General features: G+C 65.7%; 12 protein-coding genes. 3 read left to right on the forward strand and 9 right to left on the reverse strand.

The genetic code is table 11. The features are described 5' to 3' along the window. Positions 1–3 precede the first annotated feature (3 nt). The 4 genes from OVA24_RS15960 to OVA24_RS15975 form a co-directional block, all read right to left on the reverse strand. Entirely contained in the window at positions 4–1,008 is a 1,005-nt protein-coding gene (locus tag OVA24_RS15960) for an AAA family ATPase (RefSeq protein WP_267670951.1), read from the reverse strand. A gap of 8 nt (positions 1,009–1,016) precedes the next feature. Beyond that, positions 1,017–1,781, reverse strand: coding sequence for a DUF4159 domain-containing protein (locus OVA24_RS15965; RefSeq protein WP_267670953.1), 765 nt, complete (start codon positions 1,779–1,781; stop codon positions 1,017–1,019). A 6-nt stretch (positions 1,782–1,787) separates the two neighbouring features. Then, positions 1,788–4,253 carry a tetratricopeptide repeat protein gene (locus OVA24_RS15970; RefSeq protein WP_267670954.1) on the reverse strand — a complete coding sequence of 822 codons (2,466 nt, stop codon included), beginning with the start codon at positions 4,251–4,253 and terminating at the stop codon, positions 1,788–1,790. Between the two features lie 184 nt (positions 4,254–4,437). Further along, positions 4,438–4,956, reverse strand: a complete 519-nt coding sequence (locus OVA24_RS15975; protein ID WP_267670955.1) for an SMI1/KNR4 family protein — start codon at positions 4,954–4,956, stop codon at positions 4,438–4,440. A gap of 299 nt (positions 4,957–5,255) precedes the next feature. Here OVA24_RS15975 and OVA24_RS15980 point away from each other — a divergent pair, with 299 nt between their 5' ends. Both OVA24_RS15980 and OVA24_RS15985 read left to right on the forward strand, forming a co-directional pair. Then, complete coding sequence (locus OVA24_RS15980; protein WP_267670956.1) at positions 5,256–6,422, forward strand: pyridoxal phosphate-dependent aminotransferase; 1,167 nt, start codon at positions 5,256–5,258, stop codon at positions 6,420–6,422. Between the two features lie 150 nt (positions 6,423–6,572). After that, a complete protein-coding gene (locus OVA24_RS15985; protein WP_267670958.1) occupies positions 6,573–7,430 on the forward strand; it encodes a PEP-CTERM sorting domain-containing protein in 858 nt (285 codons plus the stop codon). A 3-nt stretch (positions 7,431–7,433) separates the two neighbouring features. Here OVA24_RS15985 and OVA24_RS15990 read toward each other — a convergent pair whose 3' ends face one another. The 5 genes from OVA24_RS15990 to OVA24_RS16010 are packed head-to-tail and all read right to left on the reverse strand — an operon-like array spanning position 7,434 to position 13,804. Continuing rightward, positions 7,434–8,852: an aldehyde dehydrogenase family protein gene (locus OVA24_RS15990; protein WP_267670959.1), complete on the reverse strand. Its 1,419-nt coding sequence runs from the start codon at positions 8,850–8,852 to the stop codon at positions 7,434–7,436. A gap of 14 nt (positions 8,853–8,866) precedes the next feature. Next, on the reverse strand, positions 8,867–9,919 hold the full coding sequence (locus OVA24_RS15995) for a zinc-binding dehydrogenase (RefSeq protein ID WP_267670960.1): 1,053 nt from the start codon (positions 9,917–9,919) through the stop codon (positions 8,867–8,869). A 14-nt stretch (positions 9,920–9,933) separates the two neighbouring features. After that, entirely contained in the window at positions 9,934–11,208 is a 1,275-nt protein-coding gene (locus OVA24_RS16000) for an MFS transporter (protein WP_267670961.1), read from the reverse strand. A gap of 3 nt (positions 11,209–11,211) precedes the next feature. After that, positions 11,212–12,453, reverse strand: a complete 1,242-nt coding sequence (gene phnA / locus OVA24_RS16005; protein WP_267670962.1) for a phosphonoacetate hydrolase — start codon at positions 12,451–12,453, stop codon at positions 11,212–11,214. A gap of 7 nt (positions 12,454–12,460) precedes the next feature. After that, positions 12,461–13,804 (reverse strand): alkaline phosphatase D family protein, encoded by a 1,344-nt coding sequence (locus OVA24_RS16010; RefSeq protein ID WP_267670965.1) that lies wholly within the window; start codon positions 13,802–13,804, stop codon positions 12,461–12,463. A 197-nt stretch (positions 13,805–14,001) separates the two neighbouring features. On the opposite strand from OVA24_RS16010, the gene ychF reads away from it, so the two are divergent. Then, a complete protein-coding gene (ychF, locus tag OVA24_RS16015; RefSeq protein WP_267670966.1) occupies positions 14,002–15,117 on the forward strand; it encodes a redox-regulated ATPase YchF in 1,116 nt (371 codons plus the stop codon). Positions 15,118–15,170: the final 53 nt, after the last annotated feature.

Here is a 15,170-nt window from a genome sequence, read left to right on the forward strand (position 1 = left end):
GGATCAGGGTGAGGGCACGTGTTTCAGCAGGCGGTCCACGATGACGTCCGGGGTGATGCCCTCCGCCTCCGCGCGGAAGTTCACCAGCACCCGGTGGCGCAGGACGGCGTGGGCCAGCGCACGGATGTCCTCCGGCGTGACATGGGAGCGCCCGGCCAGCAGCGTGCGCGCCTTCGCCCCCAGCACCAGGCACTGGGCGGCTCGGAGGCCCGCGCCCCAGTTCACCCACTCGTTCACGAAGTCCGGCGTGCCCTGGCGGTTCGGGCGGGACGCGCCCACCAGCCGCACCGCGTAGCGCGCCGTCTCCTCCGCGATGGGCGTGCGCCGCACCACCTCCTGGAAGGCCAGCAGATCCTCCCCGGTGAACAGCGCCTCGATCGGCTCCGGCCGGGTGGACGTGGTCTGCGTGACGACCGCCACCTCGTCATCCTCGCTGAGATAGTCGATGCGGATGTCGAACATGAAGCGGTCGAGCTGCGCCTCCGGCAGCGGGTAGGTGCCCTCCATCTCCACCGGGTTCTTGGTCGCCAGCACGAAAAACGGCTCCCCCAGCGAGTAGCGCACGCCGGCGGCGGTCACCTGGTGTTCCTGCATGGCCTCCAACAATGCGGCCTGCGTCTTCGGCGGAGTGCGGTTGATTTCATCCGCCAGGATGAGGTTGGCGAACAGCGGGCCTTTCACGAACTCCAGCCGCCGCCCGCCGTCCGGGGACTCCGCGAGGATCTCCGTGCCGGTGATGTCCGCCGGCATGAGATCCGGCGTGAACTGGATGCGGTGGAAGGAAAGGTGGAACAACCGCGCGGTGGACTGGATCAGCAGCGTCTTCGCCAGACCCGGCGCGCCGGTGATGAGCGCGTGGCCGCCGGACAACAGGGCGATGAGCAGTTGCTCGATGACATCGTCCTGGCCGCGGATGACCTTCGCCAGCTCGCGCTTGATCCTCGCCCTCCCCTCCGCGATGCGGCGGACGATGTTCTCTTCGGTATCCGGGTGGTGTGGCTCGCTCATGATTCGTTTCAGTGGGTCATGGAGTAGACGACGATGTTGATGCCCATGGGGTAGGCCTTCTTCTCGCTGAACTCCTTGAAGTAAAAATGGTTCTCGCCCTCCCGCTCCCAGCCGTCTCCGAGGTCCGTGTTGCCGCAGATGATGACCATCATCCGGCCCTTGTCATCGAACACGCCGCGGTAGCGCACGTCCCTGCCGCCTTTCTCATACATCTCCCCGGACATCGCATAACCGATGGACGGGACCTGCGGCTTTTCCTTGATGGGAAAGACGATGTTGAACACCGGGTGGTCCAGCTCCAGCTCCCTGATGGGGCGGTCCGGGAACATCATCTTCACCTGCTCCTCCACGTTCTCCATCTCCTCCTCCCCCCAGAAGTCATCGAACATCAGGAAGCCGCCGTTCAGCAGGTGGTCGCGCAGCGCCTTCGCCTCGCGCGGGGTGAACTGCATGTGCCCGGCCTCGATCAGATACAGGAACGGGTGCTCCTTCAGCGTGGGGTCCAGGGTGTCCACGATGAGCGGGTCCGGGTTCACCTTGATGGAGGTCATCTGCTGGAGCCGGAAGGAAAAGTTCAGGTCGCTGTCCGGGTAGTCCGTCGCCCACATGGGGTGGTACTCCGGGCGCAGGCGGACGAAGCGGAAGGTGTCCTCCGGGAAGCGCGGATCGTTGGTCCATTTCTCCACCCCGCGGCGGTCCTCCGGAGTCATGCCGGGCTGGGCGGATGCCATGAATGGCAGGACCAGGGAAAGGAGGAGGATGCGGGAGGTCATGGCCGTTCAGGGAATCGAGACGAGAAGTTCCAGCGCACTACGGAAACGGGGGTTGTCCTCCAACGCTTTCAAAACATGGCGGCGCGCCGCCTCCGGGTCGCTTTCCAGCAGATCCGCCGCCAGATCATAGTGCAGCCTGCCGACGTCCAGCGGCTCCAGCGCGATGAGCGAGCCGAGCGCCTTTCTGGATTCCCCGCCGGGAGTGGTGGCGGCCATCAGTCGGTAGGCGCCCTCGCTGAAAGGATTGATCGCCAGCAGGGCGTGCGCGCGTTCCAGTCGTTCCTCCGGACCGACGGGGCCTGCCAGCTCCACCAGCCGGGAGGCGGCCTCCGCGGCGTTCGCGTCCAGTTCCAGCAGCTTCCGCAGGGCGGCGGTCTCCCCCTCCACATCCCCCAGGTTCCGGCAGGCGGTGGCCAGCATGGCATAGGGGTTGGTCCTCTCATGGTTCTCCGGCTCCACGGAGATGATCTGCTCCAGTTGCTTCCGCGCTTCCTCCCACTTCCCGTCGCCGGAGAGCTTCGTGGCCAGCAGCATCCAGGCCGCGTAGCGGTGGGGGTTCGTGGAAATCCATCCTTGCGGGTCCTGCCGGTAGGCGCGGAACTCGTCATCCGTCAGCGGCGACCAGTCCATCTTGCCGCCGTAGGCCTTCGCCTGACCGATGAGACGGGGCAGGAACGATGCCTCGATCTTGTCCAGCGGGTCCATGTGCGCGGCAAAGGCATCCGCCACCGTCCTGCCGGTGGCGATGGCGGCCAGCACGGCGCGCATTTTCTCCATCCCGTATTCCCGGTAGAGATGCTCCACCACCAGGGAACTCAGGAAGTAGGCGTGCATGATGTCCTTTCCGCCGAAGGCGGCGTCGAGGTCCGCGATCTTCGGGGGATCTCCGGAGAGGATGTGGTCGCGGTATTCCGTGTTCATCCACATCCCCCAGCCGGGGTTTTCCAGCCGCTCCTCATGCACGCTGATGCCCTCCGTGAGCCAGCGCGGGATGCGGTGGCGGGTGGCCTCCAGGGTGATGGTGTGCGCCATCTCATGCCACAGGATGGCCTCCCAGTTGTTCCGCCCCAGCCGCCCGCGCGGGCTGGTCATGGTGATGAGCGGGCCGAAGCACACGCCCAGGAACGCCTCCCCGCCCGGCAGGCCGAAGGTGCGGATGGCGAAGTCCTCCTGCTTCGGCAGCATTTCCACCATCACCGGCTGGGAAAGGGTGACGCCGAACTTTTCGCACAGCTCCGTCTTCGCCCGCACCGCCAGATCCAGCGCCCGCTGGCCGAAGACGGCGGCATCCTCCGGTGACAGCCGCACCTGCACCCCCTCCCGCTCCAGGATGGGGAAGCCCTTCAGGCGGTCCCGCAGCGTGATAAGGTTGAACGCGGCCACATGATAGGGATCCGAACGATGGACCTCCTCGATGAGCACCCAGCCCTCGTCGATGCGGCCGAAGCGCAGCAGGTTGGACCCCAGTTCGAAGGCGATGGTGGTGGACTCCGGGTCCTTCCCCCGTGCCTCTTCCAGAAATTTGATGCCTTCCTCAAACCGGTAGTGGCGGGCCAGGCACGCGCCGATGATCTCCGGCACCCGCGGGTTCTCCCCCCACTCCGCCTGTGCCCGCAGCATCCTCTGCGCCGCCTCCTCCGCGCGGTCCCGCACGAAGGCGATCCCCGCCATGGCCGCCCATGCCTCCGCGTGCTGCGGGTTCACGGCGAATACTTTCTCCAGCACCTTCTCCGCCTCCGCGAATTTCTTGCCGTCACTGAGGTTCTTCCCCTGGAAAAGAAGCGCGGCCACCAGCGCGGGGTTCGCCTTCAGCGCCAGGTCGTCATACCCGGCGATGCCATTCTCCAGGTCCCGCTGGTCCCGTGGCAGCTCCGCACCCGCCTCCGCTAACCCCAGCAGCAGCTCCGCATCCCCGGGATGGCGTTTCAGCCCCTCGCGGAAATTCTCCGCCGCCAGTTCCCGGTCGTGGTTCACCAGGGCCAGCCGCCCGATCGCCAGATACGGCAGCCGGTGCTGCGGGTCCGCCTGTTTCGCCGGTTGGAACCACTTCTGCAGGACCTCCTTCGGGTCGCGCCCGTCCAGCAACATGAGCCGTCCGTAGGCGATCCGGCTGGCGGCATCCGCCGGTGGGTTTTCCTCCAGCGTACGCTGCACCACCTCCCGCGCTCCGTCACGCTCCCCCATCGCGTTGAGCGCCCGCACGATCTCCCAGCAAAGCTGCGGGTCCCCCGACGCCCGGCGGTAGAGTCCCCGCGCCCGCATCAGCGCGTCCTCGTTCCTGCCCATTTCCAGCAGCGCCCGCATCTCCAGCGTCCCCAGCCGCAGCCGGTTCTGCCGGTCGCCGAAGTTTTCCGAAGTCTTCTCCACCGCCGCCGCATACTCCCCCCTCAGGATCAGCCCCTCCACCTCCTCCACCACGGGGTTTCCCTGCCCATGGGCCAATGAAAGCGAAAGGACCGTGACGGAAATCATCCGCCGCCAGAGCCACACGTCATGTTCCGACCCACGCACCTACCGCACATACCACTCCCCGGACCGGAGGGAAAGGAATCGTCGCCGGTTGCGGAAAAAAAGTGGGGGCCTGGGACCGCGGACTTCAGTCCGCTTGGCTTCGCTGGCCGGATTCTCCAGGGCGGACTGAAGTCCGCGCTCCGTGCTATTTCCCCTCCGATGCGGTCTTCCCGAATCCCATCAGGATCTCGTCATGCTCCGCGACGAACACGCGGACAAACTCATCGAAGGACCCCGCCACCGGCCATCCCTCAGAGACGGTGCTGTCGGCATAGAATTGCCCGAACCTTGGATCCAACGGGTTGCCATGGAAGACGTAGGTCGGGGCATCGATCATCACATCGCAGAAACAGACGAGATCGGCGTAGGGGATGCGGCTCCCGTCTTCCAAAATGAAAAAGGGATGGGACCGCCTCTCCACCGTCCGTTCCACCAGGGTGGCGAGAGGGAAAAAGTCCCAGAACCACTCGATATCCCCGGTGATGCCATCACAGCGGAGGTAGAACTCCCGCACACCCGCCGGGAATGAAACTCCCAGCTTTGCCTCGATTTCATCGATCCGGCGGGAGTCAGCCGGTGGGTTGAAACCCGCCCCGAGCGATGACAGCTTCCCGATCAGGATATCCGTCGCCGTCGGGTGTGGCAGTGAAAGCGGCTCAGCCATGTGTCAGCCATGGCAGGAAAGGCCCCGCCGGGCAATGCAGGGATGGTGGATACTGGGACCGCGGAATTCATTCCGCTTGGCTTCGCTTGCTGGATTCTCCGGGGCGGAATGAATTCCGCGGTCCCAGTGGGCCTTTTCCCTCCCCACCCCCAAAATAGGGTGAGCCGGGGCCGCCCCTCCCATTTCTCTTGCGTCCGCCGGGGCCACACTCCACAAAAGCGCCCCGCCCGTTCCGGACGCTGCGCACATCCCTTGTTGCCCGGCAGATGGGGCCGGGTGCAACCCCAACCGCGCGTTCCATGGAAAGCCTCTCATCCCGCATTGCGAAAGTTTCGCCATCCCTCACCCTCGCCGTCACGGCCCAGACCAAGGCGTTGATCGCCAAGGGCGAAGAAGTCTACGCCCTCGCCGGTGGCGAGCCGGACGTTGACACCCCGGAATTCATCAAGGCAGCCGCCATCGAGGCGCTGCAAGGCGGCAAGACCAAGTACACCCCCGCCGGTGGCATCCCGGAGCTGCGTGAAGCCCTCTCCGAGAAGCTTCTCAAGGACAACAACCTGAACTACGCCGCCAACCAGATCTGCGTGACTTCCGGCGCGAAGATGGCCTGCTACAACGCCATCCTCGCCGTGATCGAGGAAGGTGACGAAGTCATCATCCCAACCCCTTACTGGGTTTCCTACCCGGAAATGGTGAAGCTGGCCGGTGGTGTCCCGGTGCTGGTGGAGACCAAGGAATCCACCGGCTGGAAGATGACCCCGGAGCAGTTCGAGGAAGCGATGACCCCGGCCACCAAGATGGTCATCCTCAACTCTCCGTCGAACCCGACCGGCGCCGTCTACACCGAAGAGGAGCTCCGCGAGATCGGTGAAATCGCCCTGGGCGAGGACATCATCATCCTTTCCGACGAAATCTACGAAAAGCTGGTCTACGGCGAGGCGAAGCACGTCTCCATCGCCTCCCTCAGCGACGAGCTCTACAACCTGACGATCACCGTGAACGGCTTCTCCAAGGCCTACTCGATGACCGGCTGGCGCCTGGGCTACACCGCCGCTCCGAAGCACCTGGCGGACGCGATCGACAAGATCCAGAACCACACCGTCTCCAACGCCTGCACCTTCGCCCAATACGGTGCGGTGGCGGCGCTGAAAGGCGACCAGAGCTTCATCGAGGACCTGCGCGGCGAATACGACGTGCGCCGCCAGTTCGTCCTCAGCCGCCTGAAGGCCATCCCGAACATCCGCGTGGTGGAGCCGCAGGGTGCGTTCTACTTCTTCGTCTACACCGGCAACACCGGCCTGAAGTCGATGAACCTGTGCGACAAGCTGCTCTCCCGTTACAAGGTGGCCGCCATCCCGGGCATCGCCTTCGGTTATGACGAGGGCATCCGCATCAGCTACTGCACGACGCTGGACGTCCTCAACGAGGGCCTCACCCGCTTCGAGCAGTTCTGCCGCGAGCATTGATCCCGCATCCTTCCCCGAAAGCCGCCGCCGGTCCGTCCGGTGGCGGCTTTTTTCTTGGTGGGGATGCTGCTGGGGAGGGCCGGATCTGTTGGATTGACGCAACCTCTCCATGCGTTACCGTGCAGGTTCCCTCCCGCCCCCCTTTTGATCATGCTCCGACGCTTTTTCCTGCCCGCTTCCCTCGGTCTGTGGACCGTTTCCCTCGGCGTACCGACGGCCGACGCCGCATTGGTCGCCTATGATGGTTTCGCCGGGTATGCGGACGGCGCCCTGGCCGGCAACAACGGCGGAACCGGCTGGTCCAACGCCTGGGCGACCGCCAGCGGAGCCACGGTGAACGTCGCGGCGAACGGACTGAGCTACAACGCGGGTTCGATCACGGTTGGCGGGAACAGCCAGGCGGTCTCGATCCTGAACGATTCGAACAGCGGCAGCGTCGCCACCCGGCAGTTCGCCACCATCACCAGCAGCGAGGTCTGGTTCAGCCTGCTGGTGCAGCCCAACGGGGCCGATGGGAACGACTTCATCCAGCTCTACGTCGGCACCAACAACAACTTCAGCAACTCCGGAGCGGTCGGCGACCTGAACAGCAACAACAACAACAACTACTGGGGCGCGCGCATCCGCGCGGGCGCGGGTGATTCCGGCACCAGCTCCAGCGGCACCGCCCTCTCCAACGGAAACACCACGTTCCTGGTGGCACGCATCTCCACCGACGGGACCACAGGGGCCGCCGGCACCTACGACAAGATCGAACTGTGGGTCAACCCGACCTCCACCACCCTGGGAACGGCGGATGCATTCGTGGATGGTTCGCTCGATCTCGCGACCACCACCGGCATCGACTGGTTCGGCATCCGGACGGTCAACCTGGATGCGGGCGACAATTTCATCTTCGACGAGTTCCGGGTGGGAACCACCCTTGAAAGCGTGGTGGTCCCCGAGCCGGGCACGATCTCGCTCACACTCGCGCTGGCGGGTGCCCTCGCCTTCAGAAGGCGGCGGTGAACGCTACCACGGCAGCGAGAACGTCTTCACGCGGCTCATGAATTTCATGGCCTCGATGACGCCTTCCTTGATGCCAAGGCCGCTGTCCTTCACTCCGCCGAAGGGGGAAAGCTCCAGCCGGTAGCCGGGGATCTCATTCACATTCACGGTGCCCACTTCCAGTTCCTTCACCGCACGGATGGCGGAGTCCAGGGAGGAGGTGACGATGGAGCTGGAAAGGCCATAGGGCGAGGCATTCGCCAGGGCCAAGGCATCCTCCAGATCCCGCACGGAGAAGATGGGGGCAACGGGGCCGAAACATTCGTTCCCGGCCAGCCATGAGTCGCGGGACATCCCGCCGAGGATGGTGGGTTCCATGCGCGCCCCGTTCCGGTCCCCGCCGAGCAGGACTTCCGCACCATGGGAGACGGCGTCGTCCACCGCCTTGCGGATGGAAATGGCAGCCGCTTCATCGATGACCGTTCCCACGACCGTCGCCTCGTCCTCAGGATCCCCGCAGACGTAGGTTTCCGCAAGTTCCACGAACCGGCGGGTGAAGTCCTCCCGCACGCTTTCCTGCACCAGTATCCTCCTGACCGCGGTGCAACGCTGGCCGCTGTTGCGGAAGCTGCCCTCGCAGGCCAGCTTCGCCGCCAGGCCGAGGTCGGCGTCCTCCAGGACGATCATGGGCGAATGCCCGCCCAGCTCCAGGCAGAGTTTCTTGTAGCCCGCGGTGGCGGCGATCTCCTTGCCGATGGCCGCGCTGCCGGTGAAGCTGACCAGCTCCACGCGTCCGTCACGGATCAGCGGGCGCGTCACCTCATCGAGCGACCCATGGACCACGCTGAGCATCCAGCCGGGCAGGCCCGCCTCATACAGCAGCCCGGCGAACAAGGTGGCGGTGAGCGGGGTTTTCTCCGATGGCTTCAGGATCAGCGGCGCACCCGCGGCGATGGCCGGGGCGACCTTGTGCGCCACCTGGTTGAGCGGATGGTTGAAGGGAGTGATTGCAGCGACGAGATCCACCGGCTCCCGCAGGGTGAAGATCTTCCGCGCCTTTCCGCCGGGGGCGATGTCACAGGAGAAGGTCTGCCCGTCATCGCGCAGCGCCTCCATCGCGGAGAAGGCCAGCACATCGCAGGCGCGGCCCACCTCATAGCGCGTCTCCCGCAGGCACAGCCCGGCCTCCCGGGTGATGAGGCGGGAGAACTCCTCCCGCCGTGCATCCAGTGCGGCGCGGGCACGGTTGAGGATCTCCGAGCGTTCGTAACGGGTCAGCGGGGTGTGGCGGGCGGTGTGGATGGCGATGGTCTCGTCAAGCTGCGCGCGGGTGATGCGGGAGACGCCGCCGACGGGCTCGCCGTTCCAAGGGTTCGTCACCTCCTGCACGTCGGTGCTGTGGAGCGCATTTCCCGCGAGGTAGGATGGGAGGCTGAGATACATGATGTAAAAATGGATCAGGGTTTCACGGACACGCGCAGCCACTCCCGGCGGCGGGTCATTTCAAAAGCTTCATCGAGCGCGGAAAGAGGCAGCGGCGGGCTGACGAGCTTGCCATAGGGCAGCGTGTCCTTTGTCCCCTCCAGGAAAGCCAGCGCCTGCGCCAGGTGGCGGGGTTGGTAGTTGTGGACGCCGCGCACGGTGAGGCACTTCCTCACCACGGCCTCTCCGGTGAGGTCCAGCCGGGTCTCCGGATGGACCATGCCCGCCCAGACATACATGCCACCGGGGCGCAGCACGGAGATGCCCTGAGGCACGGCGGCGGATGAACCGGCCACCTCCACCACCAGGTCGATGTCCTTCGGCACGGTGCTCTCCACCTCCCCCGCCAGCACCGGGATGCCGCCGAACTCCTCCACCAGCGCGAGCCGCCGTGGCTCCATGTCCGCGCAATACACCGTGGACACCCCCTTCGCGCGCAGCCACGCGCAGGCATACAGGCCGAGCAGGCCGCTGCCCTGGACCAAGGCGGCATCGCAGGGCGATGGCAGCTCCTCCAGCGCGCCGGCGATGGTGGCGAGCGCACAGTTCGCCGGGGCCACCAGTTCGTCCGCCAAGGAATCCGGCACGGTCAGGATGGTGGTGCCGGGACGCAGCAGGATGTGGCTGGCATAGCAGCCGTTCAGGCCGCTGCCATCGTCCATCGGTGCGTGGCCGTATTTGAAAAGGGAGCCGCACTTCTGCGGCAGGCTCCAGCTTGTGCAGGGCGCGCAGCAGCCGCAACTGTCCGCCAGGCTCCAGGTGACGCGCTGGCCGGGACGGATGTCGCCGCGCGCGCTGGCCTCCACCACGCCGACGGCCTCATGGCCCAGCACGCACGGGACCGGCCCGTGGCGGCGGCCATCCACCGTGTGCAGGTCCGACCCGCAGATGGTGGCGAGGGTGATGCGCACCAGCACCTCCCCTGCGGCCAATGTTTCCGGCAACGGCACCTCCGCCATCGCGAATGGCCGGGACGGCCCGCGGAACAGTTGCACGGCGGCGGTTTTTCTCTCGGTGGAAGTCATCATGGGAAAGTCATGGTTCAACGGCGGATGCCGGAGGCGAGCAGGGCGCTGAGCACGGCGGCGGCGGCCACCAGCGGGAAGATGAGCGCGGTGTTCTCCACGCCGGGCGTGGCGCCCCACGGATTCTTCTCCACCATCCAGCCGATGAACGGCTCCGCGAGTCCGGCCATGGCGTAGGCGAAGCAGTTCATCACCCCGACGGCGGTGCCGGAACGGGCGCGTCCCAGCAGGTCCGGGGCCAGCGCCCAGAAGGCCGCCTGCGGACCGTAGGCGAAGAACCCACAGAGAAAGAGGACGGGCAGCCCCAGCCAGTGGCCCTGCGGCAGCAGATACATGCCCATGGCCGACACCGCCGCCAGCGACATGAAGGCCATGATGATGCCGGAGCGGCGGGAGTTGCAGAACCGGTCGGAGATCCAGCCGGTGGTCACCGCACCCAGCGCCATGCCCACCGGCAGCGCGATGCTGATCCATTTTCCCGCCGGGTTGCTCTTGAAGTTATCGCCCAGGAAATGCACCGGCACCCAGATGAGCAGGCCGTAGCGCACGGAGTTCTGGAAGCCGATGGCCAGCCCGGCCAGCAGCAGCCGCCCGTTTGTCAGCGCGGCCTTGTAGCGGCTCCACGACGTTTCCTCCTCCGGCTGCACCTTGTCGTCGTTCGGCTCGTCATGGAAATCCACGAAGCCCGCCTTCGACGGACGGTCCCTGGCGACCAGCCAGACCACGATGCCGCCCAGCAGCATGAGCAGCACCGGCAGCCGGAAGATCCACCGCCAGCCGAGGTGCAACACATCCAGGATCACCAGCGAGGTGACGTAGGACAGCACCGAGGAAAGCCCCGCCGCCAGCAGGTAGAAGCCGAAGGCTTTCCCCCGCTCGTGCTTGCCGAACCAGTTGGCCACCAGCCGACTCCCCGGCGCCCAGCCCATGCTCTGCGCCAGCCCGTTCGCGCTCCACGCGACCACCAGCGAGCGGAAGCCGGTGCCCAGGCTGGTCATCCAGTTGAGGGCGACGGACAGCACCGCGCCCAGTGTCATCATCCGCCGCCCGCCGAAGCGGTCACCCAGGTTGCCGTTGACCGCCTGCCCCAGCGCGTAGGCCCAGAGCATGGCCGCACTGACCCAGCCCAGCGTGTGCTTGTCCAGCCCCAGCTCCGCCTGGATGCCCGGGATGGCGAAACCGAAGGTCTGCCTGCCGGTGTAGTAGAACAGGTAGCAGAACATCACCGCGCCCAGCACGCGCCTCTGCGCGGACCGGAACGACGGATGCTCCTGGGGGACGGGCGCGGACATGGCTCAGCGGGTGCCGTTGATGGTGAAGTCGAAGATGTCGAAGTTCCTCGGATCGCCCGCGGCCAGCGCGGCGTGCTCCAGGGAAAGCGGCCTGCTGAAAATGAGCGGCACCATTTCCTCATAGCGTCCGCCGTGGCTGCGCAGTCCGCCTTCCAGCGCGCCGAGGTCATGGTGCTCCGGCGTACGGCCCAGCACCACGTCCCTCCCGGAGGCGACCACCAGGTCCCCCATCCGGTCGGACGGCAGTTCCATCAGGCGGGCGGCGGTTTCACGGTCGTGGCACTCCGTCACGCCCTGCTTCGCCTGGATCCATGCCTGCACCTCCGTGATGGAGACATGCTCCGGCACGTGGACCTGCGCGAAGGAACCCAGCGCGCCATGGTGGACCACGTAGGGATCGGTGATCGGCAGGATCACGCGGAAGCCTTCTCCGAACTGCTCCACCAGCTCGCTCTCCAGATAGATCACGTTCGGCGAGCCGTCCGCCTTCTGCTTCGCGTTCATGCCGTGGTCCGCGGTGAAGCCGACGACCGCACCCAGCTCAAGCAGGCGGCCCAGCTCCGCGTCGATCTGGGCGTGGAAGTCCAGGATCTCCTCCGCCTCCGGGGCATACTTGTGCTGCATGAAGTCCGTCGTGGAAAGGTAGAGGAAGTCCGCCATCCCGCGCTCCAGCAGGGCCACGCCCGCTTTCAGGACATACACGCTGGCGTCACCGCTGTAGATCTCCGGCTTCGGCCCGACGATCTCCGTCACGCCGCCGATGCCGTGCGTCTCCTTCACCGCGTCCGCCGCCTTTTCCGAGGAGAAGGCGATGCCGCCCTCCGTGATGAGACCGGCGGCGAAGATGTCGCGCAGCTTTTCCTTCGCCGTGACCACCGCGACCTTCCGCCCCGCCTTCGCGGCGGACGGGAAGATGGTCTCCACCCGGACGAAGCGGGAGGAGTTCATCATCACCTCCTCGCCACTATGGGTATCGTAGAAGAAATTCCCGCCTATGCCGTGGACGGACGGCGGCCTGCCGGTGACGATGCTGGTGTTGTTCACGTTGGTGAACGTGGGCATCGCCGCACGGGCCAGCCCCCGCCAACCGGAGAGGATCATGCGGGAGAGGTTCGGCATCCGGCCGCGGAGCAGGGCGGCGTCCAGGTATTCGTTCGCGCAGCCGTCCAGGCAGATGACCACGATGGGGACGGCGGGTGGACGGTAGGTGCGTCCGTTGACGGTGAAGGAGGTGGTGGATGGCATGGGAGGTTCAGGCTGGGGTGAGGTCATCGAGGGTGAGGTCATAGGTGAAGACGCGCGCTCCGTGGCGGTTCACCAGCTCCGCATGGAGGGAGGCGGGGGTGACGGTGGAGTCCACCTCCACCACCAGGAAAACGTGCGGCTCCACCGCGCTGCGGACCAGGTCCGGGTGATAGACATTCAGCGACGGAATCACCTTGTGGTGGATGGGCGAGGCGATGAACTGCACCATGCGGTAGCCGGCGGTCTTTTCCGTCCCCTTGTAGCTCAGCACGCGGCTGGCGTGGATGTCGCCGCCCATCAGCACCACGCCGGAGATGCGGTGCTCCGCGATCCACTGCTCCAGCGCCCGCCGCTCGTGCATGTAGGTGCCCCAGTCGTCGCTCTCCCGGTTCTCCTTGTCATCCCAGATCATGCCGCAGGCCAGGAACTTGAAGGGGGCGGTGGAGTTTTTCAGACCCTGCTTCACCCACTCCCATTGCTTCGCGCCGAGCAACGACGGCTGGGCCGGGTCCACCGGCGATGGCTCCGTGCGGGAGAACCATCGCGCGTCGAGCACGAAGACCTCCACCGGTCCGCGGCGGAAGGAGGTGTAGATGCCCTGGTCATCATGGCCGTGGCTCCACTGCGGGCGGTGGCGGCAGTAGGCGGTGCGGCTGTTCTCCTTTCCGGTCACCCGGCCGTCGGAGTCATTCGCGGCGAAGTCATGGTCATCCCAGGTCCACCAGCACGGGGTACCCTGCAGCAGCGACTGGTATTCCTCCACCGCGGCGAACTCACTGTGGCGTTTCATCTGCACGTCCAGTTTCGTGCTGTCGATGTAGGGCGTGTCACCGAGGAGCATGACGGCATCCACCTTTTCCGCCGCGATGCGGGTCCAGACGTCCCGGCTCCCGGCGTCCTCGCGGGCGCAGGAACTGATGGCGAAGCGGACCTTGCCCGGCTTCTCCGGGGCCTGCGGGGTGGTGAAAGCCTGTCCCCCGCCCTCCTTCACAGGTTTCCCATTCGACAATATCCGGTAACGGTAGCGGGTGTCCGCTTTGAGCCCCTCCACCTTCCAGTGGAGGCAGAGATCCAGCTCCTCCATGGCTGTCTGCTCCACCCGGGTGGCATCGCCACCGGACTCCGGAAGCAGTTCAAGGACATAGTTTCCGGGCTGGCGGACGCGCATCCAGATGACGCAGCGATCCGCCTCCGTATGGCCAAGGATCGGCCCCAACTCTGGATTGACGGCCTCCGCCGGACCTTCAGCACCCATGACGGTGGCGGCGGTGGCACACGTGACGGCGGCGGCCACGAACTGCCGGCGGCTGACCGTGGCGGACGACAATGGATTGACCGGTGGTGGGTTCATGATTCGCCAGACCAAAGCATGACCGGGCGGAATGGAAAGTTTCTTTTGAGAAACTTTCCTGACACATTTCAGAAAACTCCCGATGATTCCGCTGAACGAAGCCCCCCCACCCACCGACAAGGACGCGCCCGCCCGTCCGGCGGTGGTGGAAGTTTTTTCTCGTCGCGCCCGCCGCGCCCGCCCAACCTCCCGCCGCCATGCTCAAGGCCGGAATCGTAGGACTGCCAAACGTCGGGAAATCGACCCTTTTCAATGCCGTGACCCGCACCCGCAAGGCGGAGGCGGCGAACTATCCCTTCTGCACCATCGACCCCAACGTGGGCATCGTCAGCGTGCCGGACAGCCGCCTCGCCGTGCTGTCGAAAATCTCCGGCTCCCAGAAGCTGGTGCCGACCGCCATCGAGTTCGTGGACATCGCCGGTCTGGTGAAGGGCGCGTCGGAAGGCGCGGGCCTGGGCAACCAGTTCCTCGCGAACATCCGTGAGACGGACGCCATCGTCCAGGTCGTCCGCTGCTTCGAGAACGACGACATCATCCACGAACTGGGCTCCGTCGACCCGGTGCGCGACATCGAGATCATCAACGCCGAGCTGATCCTCGCGGACATCGCCTCGCTCGAGAAGCGCCGGCACTCCCGCGAGAAGAAGGCCAAGGGCGGCGACAAGGAGTCCAAGAAGGAAGTCGAACTCATCGACCTCCTGCTGCCGCACCTCAACGAGGGCAAACCCGCCCTCACCCTGGAGTTCAGCGATGACGACAAGGAGATCATCAAGGACTTCTTCCTCCTTTCCTCGAAGAAAACCATCTACGCCTGCAACGTGATGGAGGACGAACTGGCCGGTGCCACCGCCGACCCGGACTCGATCCCCCTCGTCGCCAAGGTCCGCCAATTCGCCGCGGAGCACAGCGGCTCGGAAGCCGTGGTCATTTCCGCCCGCATCGAGGAGGAACTGAGCGAGATGCCCGTCGAGGAAGCCGCCGAGTTCCTCGCTGAAATGGGCGTGACGGACTCCGGTGTCTCCAACCTCATCCGCGGTGTCTATCACCTGCTGGGCCTGCGCACCTACCTGACCACCGGCGTCCAGGAAACCCGCGCGTGGACCATCATCGCCGGTGACAAGGCCCCGGCCGCCGCCGGCGTCATCCACTCCGACTTCGAGCGTGGCTTCATCGCCGCGGAAGTCGTGCACTATGACGACCTCGTCGCCGCAGGAAGCAAGTCAGTCGCCAAGACGAATGGCAAGGTCCGCATCGAGGGCAAGGAATACGTCGTCAAGGACGGCGACGTGATCGAGTTCCGCTTCAACGTGTAAGGCACGCGCCGAGTAAGGAGGGAGGACACTCCTGTCCTCCGGCGGCATTGGCG

The organism is Luteolibacter sp. SL250 (assembly GCF_026625605.1).
GTDB lineage: Bacteria > Verrucomicrobiota > Verrucomicrobiia > Verrucomicrobiales > Akkermansiaceae > Luteolibacter.